17 protein-coding genes and 1 riboswitch are annotated in these 11992 nt (G+C 36.4%); of the genes, 10 read left to right on the plus strand and 7 right to left on the minus strand.

Annotation, left to right across the window (positions count from 1 at the left end; all coding sequences use genetic code 11):
• Positions 1 to 5 precede the first annotated feature (5 nt).
• A complete protein-coding gene (locus RTP99_RS16080; protein ID WP_001261615.1) occupies positions 6 to 1148 on the plus strand; it encodes a glycosyltransferase family 4 protein in 1143 nt (380 codons plus the stop codon).
• Between the two features lie 434 nt (positions 1149 to 1582).
• On the opposite strand, the gene RTP99_RS16085 is transcribed toward RTP99_RS16080, so the two are convergent.
• Complete coding sequence (locus tag RTP99_RS16085; protein WP_000049469.1) at positions 1583 to 2185, minus strand: molybdenum cofactor guanylyltransferase; 603 nt, start codon at positions 2183 to 2185, stop codon at positions 1583 to 1585.
• Complete coding sequence (locus tag RTP99_RS16090) at positions 2182 to 2691, minus strand: MogA/MoaB family molybdenum cofactor biosynthesis protein (protein ID WP_000117138.1); 510 nt, start codon at positions 2689 to 2691, stop codon at positions 2182 to 2184. Before RTP99_RS16090 ends, RTP99_RS16085 begins: the two co-directional genes overlap by 4 nt.
• 99 nt (positions 2692 to 2790) lie before the next feature.
• Here RTP99_RS16090 and RTP99_RS16095 point away from each other — a divergent pair, with 99 nt between their 5' ends.
• Genes RTP99_RS16095 through RTP99_RS16110 form a run of 4 tightly spaced genes read left to right on the plus strand, consistent with a single transcriptional unit; the run spans position 2791 to position 3909 of the window.
• Positions 2791 to 2967 carry a hypothetical protein gene (locus tag RTP99_RS16095; RefSeq protein ID WP_011040774.1) on the plus strand — a complete coding sequence of 59 codons (177 nt, stop codon included), beginning with the start codon at positions 2791 to 2793 and terminating at the stop codon, positions 2965 to 2967.
• 31 nt (positions 2968 to 2998) lie between these two features.
• Positions 2999 to 3178 (plus strand): hypothetical protein, encoded by a 180-nt coding sequence (locus RTP99_RS16100; protein WP_000424803.1) that lies wholly within the window; start codon positions 2999 to 3001, stop codon positions 3176 to 3178.
• A gap of 6 nt (positions 3179 to 3184) precedes the next feature.
• Entirely contained in the window at positions 3185 to 3361 is a 177-nt protein-coding gene (locus RTP99_RS16105; RefSeq protein ID WP_000473608.1) for a hypothetical protein, read from the plus strand.
• A gap of 23 nt (positions 3362 to 3384) precedes the next feature.
• Positions 3385 to 3909 carry a GNAT family N-acetyltransferase gene (locus tag RTP99_RS16110; protein ID WP_000464115.1) on the plus strand — a complete coding sequence of 175 codons (525 nt, stop codon included), beginning with the start codon at positions 3385 to 3387 and terminating at the stop codon, positions 3907 to 3909.
• Positions 3910 to 3950: 41 nt separating this feature from the next.
• On the opposite strand, the gene metK is transcribed toward RTP99_RS16110, so the two are convergent.
• On the minus strand, positions 3951 to 5150 hold the full coding sequence (gene metK, locus RTP99_RS16115) for a methionine adenosyltransferase (protein WP_000163115.1): 1200 nt from the start codon (positions 5148 to 5150) through the stop codon (positions 3951 to 3953).
• A gap of 169 nt (positions 5151 to 5319) precedes the next feature.
• A riboswitch (SAM riboswitch) is annotated at positions 5320 to 5441 on the minus strand.
• 228 nt (positions 5442 to 5669) lie between these two features.
• On the opposite strand from metK, the gene pckA reads away from it, so the two are divergent.
• Both pckA and RTP99_RS16125 read left to right on the plus strand, forming a co-directional pair.
• On the plus strand, positions 5670 to 7256 hold the full coding sequence (gene pckA, locus RTP99_RS16120) for a phosphoenolpyruvate carboxykinase (ATP) (protein ID WP_000108797.1): 1587 nt from the start codon (positions 5670 to 5672) through the stop codon (positions 7254 to 7256).
• A 273-nt stretch (positions 7257 to 7529) separates the two neighbouring features.
• Complete coding sequence (locus tag RTP99_RS16125) at positions 7530 to 7727, plus strand: hypothetical protein (RefSeq protein WP_000788118.1); 198 nt, start codon at positions 7530 to 7532, stop codon at positions 7725 to 7727.
• A 168-nt stretch (positions 7728 to 7895) separates the two neighbouring features.
• On the opposite strand, the gene RTP99_RS16130 is transcribed toward RTP99_RS16125, so the two are convergent.
• Entirely contained in the window at positions 7896 to 8279 is a 384-nt protein-coding gene (locus RTP99_RS16130; RefSeq protein ID WP_000624920.1) for an ATP synthase subunit I, read from the minus strand.
• 283 nt (positions 8280 to 8562) lie between these two features.
• Between RTP99_RS16130 and RTP99_RS16135 the strand changes: the two genes are divergently transcribed.
• Positions 8563 to 8784, plus strand: coding sequence for a hypothetical protein (locus RTP99_RS16135; protein ID WP_000639044.1), 222 nt, complete (start codon positions 8563 to 8565; stop codon positions 8782 to 8784).
• Between the two features lie 28 nt (positions 8785 to 8812).
• Here the strand turns inward: RTP99_RS16135 and RTP99_RS16140 are convergent, their stop codons facing one another.
• Together RTP99_RS16140 and RTP99_RS16145 are read right to left on the minus strand one after the other, a co-directional pair.
• Positions 8813 to 9718, minus strand: coding sequence for a DMT family transporter (locus tag RTP99_RS16140; RefSeq protein WP_001255401.1), 906 nt, complete (start codon positions 9716 to 9718; stop codon positions 8813 to 8815).
• A 298-nt stretch (positions 9719 to 10016) separates the two neighbouring features.
• On the minus strand, positions 10017 to 10340 hold the full coding sequence (locus RTP99_RS16145) for an iron-sulfur cluster biosynthesis family protein (RefSeq protein ID WP_000289576.1): 324 nt from the start codon (positions 10338 to 10340) through the stop codon (positions 10017 to 10019).
• 93 nt (positions 10341 to 10433) lie between these two features.
• Between RTP99_RS16145 and RTP99_RS16150 the strand changes: the two genes are divergently transcribed.
• Together RTP99_RS16150 and RTP99_RS16155 are read left to right on the plus strand one after the other, a co-directional pair.
• Entirely contained in the window at positions 10434 to 10637 is a 204-nt protein-coding gene (locus RTP99_RS16150; RefSeq protein ID WP_073569507.1) for a hypothetical protein, read from the plus strand.
• A 19-nt stretch (positions 10638 to 10656) separates the two neighbouring features.
• Positions 10657 to 11577, plus strand: a complete 921-nt coding sequence (locus tag RTP99_RS16155; RefSeq protein ID WP_001142607.1) for a Nif3-like dinuclear metal center hexameric protein — start codon at positions 10657 to 10659, stop codon at positions 11575 to 11577.
• 179 nt (positions 11578 to 11756) lie between these two features.
• Here the strand turns inward: RTP99_RS16155 and RTP99_RS16160 are convergent.
• On the minus strand, positions 11757 to 11992 hold a 236-nt coding region (locus RTP99_RS16160; protein WP_312366366.1), incomplete at its 5' end, for a hypothetical protein.

Raw genomic sequence — 11992 nt, forward strand, 5'->3', positions numbered from 1 at the left:
ATATGATGAGAGTCGCCATTTTTACCGATACTTTTACGCCACAAGTGAATGGAGTTGCGAAGACGTTAGAGCGGTTAACACGATATTTTCAGAAAGAAAAAATCGCCTATTCTGTTTTCGCTCCTCAGCATACAGCTGAAGATAATTTCGTAGCGAATGTGAACAAGATGAGAAGTATCCCGTTAACAATATTATATCCAGAATGTCGCTTTTCTTTTCCTACTCCGCGCATTAAACGAGAACTTCTTTCCTTTAAACCTGACATGATTCACATTGCTACACCTTTCAACATGGGACTTTGTGGATTGTATTATGCAAAAAAGTTAAACATACCAGTTGTCGGTTCTTATCATACTGATTTCGATGCTTATTTACGTTATTACAAAATCGAATTTCTCTCCAATATGCTTTGGAACTATTTAAAATGGTTTCATAGTCATATGCAAAAAAATTTCGTTCCATCCCCTGAAACATTACATCAATTAAAACATAAAGGCTTTCAGGCCCTCTCCATATGGGGACGTGGTGTAGATTGCAATCTCTTTCATCCAGCTTATAATACAGACCTATTCCGAAAAAAATATAATATTACAGCGAAGTACGTCCTTTCCTATATTGGACGGATTGCTCCTGAGAAAGATATTGATACGTTGCAAAATCTTATCGTTAAATCAACGCATACTCGAAACGATATTCATTGGCTCATCGCAGGAGACGGTCCTCTAGCAACAAGTCTTCGTGAAGATGTTTCGAAAACAAATGTCACTTTTACTGGCTATTTACAAGGCGTGGATTTAGCTGAAGCATATGCTTGTTCTAACTTGATGGTATTTCCATCAACTACTGAAACATTTGGAAATGTCGTACTTGAATCGCTTGCATGCGGCACACCTGTCATCGGTGCAAATAGTGGTGGAGTTAAAAATATTATTACAGATGGAAAAACGGGAGTTCTTTGTCCGCCCAAAAATGAGGACGCATTTCTATCATCCATTTATTCTTTATTACAAAGTGAAGAAAAACTGGAGCAGATGGGAATAGCAGCTTCATCTTATGCGAAATCAAAAAGCTGGGATGAGATCTTTCGTGGCTTGCTTAACCAATATGAAGAAGTCCTTCAGCATAACGAATCAGAGTTACTTGCTTAAATAGAAAAACTCCCTTCAAAAAAACGAAGGGAGTTTATTACACAGTTGTAAACTTTACTTAAATAAAGTGAAACTTTAATCAGTGGGGGTTTTCTTCATCCCCCACTGATTATTAGTTGAACCAATCGGACTTTTATGGGCAGCCCGACCCCCACCTAACTTCTTTGCTTTTCCTGAATTTTGAGGTGGGGGTCTTACTGCCCATTAAAGTCGGATAAATAATACACAAGGTGAAATATCACTTTATTCCTATATTCATTATAACAAAAATAAACATAACTAAATAGACTTGTAATAAAAACCCATAAAAATTAAAATATGGTTATACAGTATTTTAACTGTATAGTGATTTTAAGAAATCCCCCTTAAAATCAACTTACTCACATACCTTTATACAGTAATTGTTCCCCAATTTCTGTATACCAAAAAACCTTTCATTCATTTGAAAGGTCTTTTTGAGCCTGCACATATTCTTCTTTCGTATTCACATTTATAAACCAATCCGCATTTGCTTGTACATCTTCACCAGCAATATATTTCACATTACATTGTGATAAAAGCTGACCCATACTTCTTTTTTCTTCCTGAAGCAAAGCATAAATCTTTTCTTTCACGCGGTTATGATACGCCGCAAGTAACGGTTGTTTCCTTCCATTAATAATAGGTACAACCGCATCGTATTCCTTGCTCGTTTGCTCGAGCAAAATGGTAAACCATTCTTGCGAAACATTTGGCGCATCGCAAGGCATAATAGCGTACCAATCTGCTTCTATATATTCCATTCCTGATACAATTCCAGCAAGTGGTCCGTCCCCTTTATAATGCGGAATATCTTCGATAACAGGAACTTGTACGAATTGCTCTACTCGCTCTTTTATATCGGAATGACTAATGACTACAACTTCTTGGAGCGCACTTGTCATCACTTTCAAAATATGCTCAATAAACGTACTCCCTTGCCAGCTTGCTAATGCTTTCGGCTCACCGAATCTACTCGACATACCGCCCGCTAATACAATTCCAGCCCACTTACTCATTGGCGATGCAACTCAAATGTAATATGACCTAATTCTGGTAAAATTAATTTATTCATCGCAAGACGAACTGCGCCGCTAGATCCTGGCATCGAGAAGACTACTTTGCGCCCAATTGTACCACCAATCGCTCTACTTAACATTGCGCTGCTTCCGATATCTTCTAAATAACTAATCATGCGGAACAACTCACCAAATCCAACAATTTCTTTATGTAATAACGCTGATACTGCTTCAATCGTCACATCGCGTTTCGTAATGCCAGTACCGCCATTTGTTAATACAACATCTACATCTTCTCTATGATAACCATCTAAAACTGCTTGCTGAATACTTTCTTTATCGTCTTTTACAATTTCATAAGATGTCACTGTATGGCCTGCTTCTTTTAACAATTCATGTAATAGTTGTCCGCTCTTATCTGTCTCTTCTGTACGTGTATCGGAAATCGTCACGATCTTACAACGCACTTCTTTTGGCGCTTGTTTTTTATGTTCGGTTACGCTCATTTTTTATCTTTCCTTTCATTTCATTGTAAAATTATGTATGAATCAAAGAATTCAACATGATACAATATAAGTATATTTATCCATATAAAGGAGCTTTTCATGATTCAAAATATAAAACGATACGTACCCATTATACCATTCTTAATTATATTATCCCTTTTTCAATGCATCGCTTACGGGTTCGATATTAACTTTTTAAAATTGTATGCTATTATGCCTGATGGTGGTATTACTCACTCTACAGGAATAGTTTCCACATATGTATCAGATAGATGACACTATATACTTCTTAAAAAGGAGATTCATTATGGAACTATACAAAAAATTAACAACAACATTCATCCTCTTATTCGTCGCTTCCATCACTGTCGGCTTTTCCTTAAAAGGAGCAATCCCATACGCGACATTGGTGAGCATTATATTTGCAACACTATTTTTACTAAGCAGTGCTTTTTGCGCAGGCAAAGCACGTAAAATGAAAGGATAATTACATATGTTCAAGAAGAAACCAATCCTTTGTAAATCATGCGGGAAAGAAATACAAACGTATGAAAAAGCGTGGATTCATATGCCATTTCCGCCAAGTGGTATGACTAATATAAGAAAGTATATTGAACTAGAAGGACACATTTATTGTAGCTCGTGTATTGAAATAATGAACAAAAACTAGTAAATACAAAAGGTGGGCTTATATTGTTTGAATCAAACCGTATCCAGTTACGAAAGTTTTCCGAAGATGATATTCTAACGTATTATAAATGGCATAATGATATAGACGTTATGAGTTCAACTACACTTAACCTTGATAAATATTCCTTTCAAGATACAGAAAAACTTTGCCAGCAATTTATTCATTCTCCAAACGCTAAGAGCTATATCATTGAAGAAAAAGCTACGAACCTTCCAATTGGCATTACTTCTTTAATTCATATTGATTCGTATAATCGAAACGCTGAATGCATTATTGATATTGGTAAAAAGGATTACTGGGGGCAAGGTTATGGGAAGGAAGCTTTCACCTTATTATTGAATTATGCATTTTTAGAATTAAATTTACATCGCCTTTCTTTACGAGTATTTTCTTTTAACGATAGAGCAATTAAATTATATAAATCACTCGGTTTTCAACATGAAGGAACTTGTAAAGAAGCTATATTCCGCAACGGCACTTGGCATGACATTGAACTCTTCGCTTTATTCCAACGTAATTATAAATAAAAAAAGCTTTGCGCTCACCGCGCAAAGCTTTTTTTCATATATTATAGACCAGCTTGCTCTTTTAAAGCTGCAGCTTTGTCTGTACGTTCCCATGATAGATCTACATCAGTACGTCCGAAGTGGCCGTAAGCTGCTGTTTGTTTGTAAATTGGGCGACGTAAGTCTAGCATTTTAATAATACCAGCTGGGCGAAGATCGAAGTTGTTACGAACTAGTTCTACTAGTACGTCTTCAGATACTTTACCAGTGCCGAATGTATCAACTGAAATTGATACTGGTTGCGCTACACCGATTGCGTATGCAAGTTGTACTTCTGCTTTTTCAGCAAGACCAGCTGCTACGATGTTTTTCGCAACATAACGAGCTGCATATGCTGCAGAACGGTCAACTTTTGTTGCATCTTTACCAGAGAATGCACCGCCACCGTGGCGAGCGTATCCACCGTAAGTATCAACGATGATTTTACGTCCTGTTAAACCAGCATCACCTTGTGGTCCACCAATTACGAAGCGGCCAGTTGGGTTAATGAAGAATTTTGTTTCTCCATCGATTAATTCTGCTGGTACTACAGCTTTAATTACGTGCTCTTTTAAGTCGCGATCGATTTCTTCCCATGTAACATCTGGGTGATGTTGTGTAGAAATTACGATAGTATCAACACGTACTGGTTTACCATTTTCATCATACTCAACTGTAACTTGCGTTTTTCCATCCGGACGTAGGTATGATAATGTATCATCTTTACGTACTTCAGTTAAACGGCGAGCTAATTTGTGAGCAAGCGAGATTGGAAGTGGCATTAACTCTTGTGTTTCATTACATGCGAAACCAAACATTAAACCTTGGTCTCCTGCACCAATTGCCTCAATCTCAGCGTCAGTCATTTGACCTTCGCGTGCTTCTAGCGCTTGGTCAACACCCATAGCGATGTCAGCAGATTGCTCATCGATAGATGTTAAAACTGCACAAGTTTCTGCATCGAATCCGTATTTTGCGCGTGTGTAACCAATGCCTTGAATTGTTTCACGAACGATTTTTGGAATATCTACGTAAGTAGAAGTCGTAATTTCCCCCGCTACCAATACTAAACCAGTTGTTACAGTTGTTTCACAAGCTACACGTGCATTTGCGTCTTTTGATAAGATCGCATCTAAAATTGAATCAGAAATTTGGTCACAAATTTTATCTGGATGTCCTTCAGTTACAGACTCAGATGTGAACAGATGACGTTTTTTTGTCATGTGGTAAACCTCCCTACAGTAATTGTATATATTGTACGGAACTCATCCTTAATTTGCCACAGATTGCGACATACATTTATTCTCCCACACAAGCATACAGAAAAACCTTTCCTACATAATAGAGAGGAAAGGTTTAATTTGCTACTTGCATACTGCTTTTTGCCCTTCGCTCTTATCGTTCGAGACCTGTAGCCTCGCACAGGTTTTAGCACCTATTCACTTGTGTTTACCAATACAAGTGAGGTTGCTGGGCTTCATCGGGCCTGTCCCTCCGCCAGCTCGGGATAAGAGAGTATCCGTCCCAACCTATACTAAAGAAATGATATTCATTTGTCAATTAATATTCACATTTTCCTGAAAGTTTTTCTCAGTGCGCCTGAAATGAAATATTAATAAGGAAATAATGCATTCACACAAACAAAAAGAAATAAATAGTATACATTATTTATATAATTGTGTTATACTCTTGTTGGGGATTACGAGAAATATTTCATTAAATGAAAAGGATGGTATATAAATATGAGTACTGTGAATGTCCAAATTGGTTTACACGAATTATTGAACGGAAGCAATGCACAGATTCAACTAAGTGTTCCGCAATTAGTGGAAAAAGTATTAATGCGAGATGAAGGGAAATTAACTTCGACTGGTGCCGTTTCTGCTTCAACTGGAAAATATACAGGACGTTCTCCTAAAGATAAATTTATTGTGAAAGAAGCATCGGTTGCTGACAAAATTGCTTGGGGAGCAGTGAACCAACCGATTTCTGAAGAACATTTTAATAAATTATATACGAAAGTTTTAGAATACTTAAAAGAGAAAGAAGAGTTATTCGTCTTCAAAGGATTTGCAGGCGCTGACCGCAATTACCGCCTACCAATTCAAGTTATTAATGAATATGCATGGCACAATCTATTTGTACATCAATTATTCATTCGTCCAACTGAAGAAGAATTAACAACTCATGAATCAGAGTTCACAATTGTTTCTGCACCGAATTTCAAGGCTGATCCAGCTGTTGACGGCACAAACTCTGAAGCATTTATTATGGTTTCATTCGAAAAACGTATCGTACTAATTGGTGGTACAGAATACGCTGGAGAAATGAAAAAATCAATCTTCTCTATTATGAACTTCTTATTACCTGAACAAGATATTCTTTCTATGCATTGCTCTGCAAACGTAGGTGAAGAAGGCGATGTAGCACTATTCTTCGGTTTATCTGGAACAGGTAAAACAACATTATCTGCTGATCCAAACCGTAAATTAATCGGTGATGATGAGCACGGTTGGTCTGATAACGGTGTATTCAATATTGAAGGCGGTTGCTACGCGAAATGTGTAAACCTTTCTCACGAGAAAGAACCACAAATTTTCGATGCAATCACATTTGGATCTGTTTTAGAAAACGTTATCATTAATGACCAAACGCGTATCGCAGACTATAACGATACTACTTTAACAGAAAATACTCGTGCTGCATACCCTATGCATGCGATCGACAATATCGTACTGCCAAGTGTTGCAGGACACCCAAATACAATTATCTTCTTAACTGCTGATGCATCTGGCGTATTGCCTCCAATCAGTAAGTTATCAAAAGAACAAGCTATGTACCACTTCTTAAGTGGTTACACTAGTAAACTAGCAGGAACAGAGCGCGGTGTTACATCTCCGCAAGCAACATTCTCAACTTGCTTCGGTTCACCATTCTTACCACTTGATGCATCTCGCTATGCTGAAATGCTTGGTGAAAAAATCGAGAAACACGATGCGAAAGTATTCTTAGTAAACACTGGCTGGACTGGTGGCGAATACGGCGTTGGTAAACGTATGAACTTAGGTTACACTCGTGCAATGATTCAAGCAGCATTAAACGGTGAACTTGCGAAAACTGAAACAGCTAAACATGACATCTTCGGTCTTGAAGTTCCACTTCACGTACCAGGTGTACCTGACGAAGTGTTAATGCCTGAACAAACTTGGGCTGATAAAGCTGCTTACAAAGCAAAAGCAATCGAACTTGCAAATGAATTCAAAGCTAACTTCAAAAAGTTCGACAGCGTATCTGAAGACATTATTAACTTAGGCGGCCCAATCGCTTAAGTGCAAACTTTCTGTTGGAATCACCCTTTACTCATATGAATAAGTGTCGTGTAACCGTAAAGTTTCGCGTACTCACCGACAAAACCCAATGCGGCTTAACGGTTACACACACTTACATAAAAAAGAAGCTTACGTTTTTTACGTAAGCTTCTTTCTATATCTTCTCTCTTCATCTATGATTTCTCTCAATAAATCACAGAAAATTCATTCTATAATCATTCGTTTTTTATTTTTTCATGATACAATTTACATATACAGGAAAGGGGGAGGCCTATGAAAAATTTTTCTCGTACAGGAAAAATTTTATTCAGTTACGGAGCGATTCAAATGTTTTGGGGACTTGTAATGCTTAACGTTAATGTATTTGAGCATACAAGCGAAACAATAAAATATGTTATTCTAATTACCGGAATAGTTTTTTGTATTATATCCAACTTTTTTAAAGAACATAAAAGTCATACTATTACGTGATTTTATGTTAACTTATTGGAAGCAGAAACCTGTATTTTATGAAAAGTTTCGCTTCCTATTGTACTATTCATCGCCGGATCCCTTATTCCAGGGTAAATTCATTTTTACACATATAACTTACGGATATATCCCTCGCTAGATCCTCTATTCCATCTAAAAAGAGGCTTTTTATCTTTTGGTTAGTTCCTTTTCATCTTTCATACTATAATAACCTAAGTTAACGACGATTAAAAAATAACCGCCCATAATCCCTACTGCAAATGCCCACATAACCATATGGTGCTCAATTTCGTACATAATAATAGCGCCCAAAATAGCAGCCGCAAAACGATTAAACATACCGAGCGTCGGTGCTTTCGTTTTCTTTACGATACTATCTCCAAGCTTCTCAATTCGTCTCCCTAAAAGCCACACGCAATACATACTTACAATAAGTCCAATTCCTGCACCTAAAAAATGTGCTGAAAACGGTGTTACCATCCAGCCTAGCAAAAGAAAACCTAGTATATAATACGATTGAATTTTAAACGACCTTAACGACATACTAATCATGCTGTTCTCCTCTTCTTCAGTAATTTTTATCTATCCAACAAAAGACTTCTTTCAAGTTCATACTACTTAAACCCATTTCACTCAAATTAAAAAACAACATAAACACAATGTTTATGTTGTTTAAATGTTTTTAGAAAATAATATTATACAAGATTTCCAACATCATATTTTCATAATTTGTGACGTTTTTTCAAACATTTTTCGTCCATTTATGAAAAAATTGATATCAATCTATGAACATACGGATATGATGTAATAAGTACACAAATAAAGGGGGCGTCTAATGATTTATTTTTTAATGGCTCTCATTCACCTCATTATCCCTGCACTTATTGGACTTTCATTGTATTGGTACACGAAAAACCATAGTATTTTCTACGCTGTCCTCGGTGTCCTTCTTCCAGGTATTATTCTTATCACACTCTTCCGTATTCCATTTTTAAACTTAATTCCTCTTGTTACTGCTATCTTATTTCTCATATTCTTACCAAAAATAAAAAAATAGGAAAGCAGATCATAGGTGATCTGTTTTCCTATTTTGATATAGGTTCCCCCGCAGTAGAATGCACTTTTACTTTCTCCGATTTCACAAACCATAAACCGAAGAAAATAATAATTCCACCGATTATTTGTTGAAACGATACATATTCATTTGCCCATACAGCTGCAAATAAAACAGCTACAAGTGGCGTTATATACATATATACCATCGTATGTGACGCTCCAATTTTTTGAACACCAACATACCACATCACTAAACCAAATACTGTTACAAAGAAAATAGAATATAGTAAAGCGAATAGTGTTATTCCATGTGTAATGTGAAATGGCATTATAAATACGTATGGTCCACTTAAAAGCAAGAGTGGAATCGCGCCAACTAGTGCTGACCATGCGGTAACACGTAGCGCTGAATATTTTTTAATTAATGGGCTTGCTAAAACAGGATAAAGCCCCCAGCATATTGATGTAATGAGTCCAATCCCATTTCCATAAAAAGAACTAGCAAGTGAATTCCCAGCTACTAAAACTAAGGCTGCACCACAAAAGGCAATGATTGAACCGATAAGCTTTCGAGAAGAAAACTTTTCTTGTTTTAAGATAATCGCAAATACAGTTGTAAAAATAGGTGAAATAGAAATGAGTAAAGAGGCATTTGTAGCGGATGTATATTTTACAGTTTCCATAAATAACGTTTGATACAGTACAATACCTACAACGCTAACGATAATTAATCTAGGTATATCCTTGCGCTCCATATAAACCGACTTTTCAATAAAAAATGTAAGGAGTAACATAAGCGGTGCCGCTGATATCATCCGAAGTGCAGTAAACTCAATTGCTGTAAATTCTAAAAGTCCATATTTCGCAATCGTAAAATTAATCCCCCAAATAATAACGACTGCTAAAATTAATAATTCAATTCCCCATCTTCTCATGCGTATCCCCTCCGCAAATATTATTATACAGAAAATTCAATCATATGTACATTTCATTATGTGAAAAAACCTTTGTATTGTATGAAACGTTTTGGTACATGAAATTATATCGGCGATTTTCTGAATATATCAGCGTAACTCCGATTATATCGGCGATTTTTCGAATATATCAGCGCAACTCGAATTATATCAGCGATTTTTTAAATATATCGACTTATCAACAAAAAACGACAAAAATAGCAGCTTATTCAATAAAAAAAGTGGTTCCAAAATACATTTTGGAACCACCTTTCCTTTACTACACTCGAACATGTAACTTCATATTTGGATTATAAAATTGGCTCGGGCTCTTCAGTTGAAAAGTCCCTCCACCTTCATGCCAATCAACTGTTAACTTATCATCCATAAATACAAGCTTTGTGCGATCTGCGATAAAGCTAAACTTGCTTGATTCAATATCCACATCGCGCTCATCTTTTTCTGCTACAGCTACTAAATCGATAATTCCGCTCATTACACAACCGCAACCTTCATTATCGTAAAATAACTTTATATATTTCGCTTCATTTGGAATCGTATCCACAATCTTTTTATATGCTGCTTCTGTTACAGTAACGTACATACTCTAATCTTCATCCTCTCTTCTCGTATCCTTCATATATTGTACCATCATTTTTCTTTAAAGATATATACAGAAAATTATGAACAATATACAATGTATGTAGTAAAGGAGGTTGTATCACCCATGCTCAAATTACTACGATACCCCATCTTCCTAGGTCTACTCGGTAGCTTTTTTATTTCTAGCGGTATAGTATTACACCATATATTTCCCTATACTCCTTCTATTGGTTGGATTTTAGGTTTTATTTGTTTTCTATCCGCTTCTTATTTTGCTATAAAAAACAAAAACATCTAATTAATTCAAGGAGGATAACATGCCAACTTTAAAAGAAATAGAACAATCACTCAATCATTTATTCGAAATAGAAAAATACGGAAAAGACAGTGCCTTTAGTCGATTTATCCCGGCCGTATATGATCCTATCCCATTTCCATGGCAAAATTTTTTTGAAGCCAATTTTATTGAGCTATTTAACGGTCTTATGATACGAGGAGCTGAAACTGTAAATAAAGTATTTTTAGCTGTTTTTCCTACAAATGACGTTCTTGAAACATTCATTTCACAATCCACATCTGGTGATTTACTTTTTATGCACCACCCACTTGTAATGGAATGCGGTGATCCGCTTGGAAAATCAGGTCGTGGTTTTATTCCAATACCTGAAAAATATTTGCAAGCGATAAAAGAAAAACAACTTTCTATATATACATGTCACGGACCAATGGATATTCATCAAACGCATGGAACGAGCATTTCAATTGCAAAAGTCTTACATGCTCACGTAGTTGACAGCTTTGCATATGAAGGCCCCGAACAAGAGCCAGTTGGCCTTATTTGTGAAATAGATGAAACATCCACAGAAGCACTCCAAAAGCGTCTAAAAAATCTCTTCCATATTCCTTATACAGACTTCGAAGGTAAACAACATGATTCTATCAAAAAAATTGCAATTATTGCGGGATGTGGCGATGTCGTTTCTCTCATGAAAGAAGCAGAAGCAAAAGGTGCTGAAGCATATATTACAGGGGAAATCCATTGCCATATCGACAATGATTACGGTAAACAGAAATACTCCCTCATTATGGATTACGTAAAAGAAACGAATATGTCACTCATCGGTGTATCACACTCTGCCTCTGAATATTTAGTGAAAGAAACATTGATGTATGATTGGTTTAAAGAGAATTTTGAAGTGGATGTTACTTTGGTTCCACAGGAAAAATGGTGGTTATAAATTTTTAAAGAGATAGCTAATTTAGCTATCTCTTTTTACTAAACTTAAAATAGAAAAAAATTCGATATACGATACACTTTCACCCTACTGTTAAAATCTAAACACACAATACAATCAACCACACAAAAATATAGAATTCCTAATATACATATAGTAGTTCTATTTTAAAAACTAGATTTTCAAAATATAGAAAGGAGAACATGCATGTACCCACGTAATTGTTTTAGTTGCGATGGCAGACGCCCCATTGGTTCTAACGGGAACACTGGACCCACTGGTAACACCGGATCTACCGGTATCACCGGACCCACTGGAAGCACTGGACCTTCTGGCATCACCGGATCCACTGGCATCACTGGACCCACTGGAGCTACCGGCGCTACTGGGGGTACAGGAGCTGGCTTACAAAGTACTA

Source organism: Bacillus sp. (in: firmicutes) (assembly GCF_031983925.1).
Taxonomy (GTDB): Bacteria; Bacillota; Bacilli; order Bacillales; family Bacillaceae_G; genus Bacillus_A; species Bacillus_A pacificus.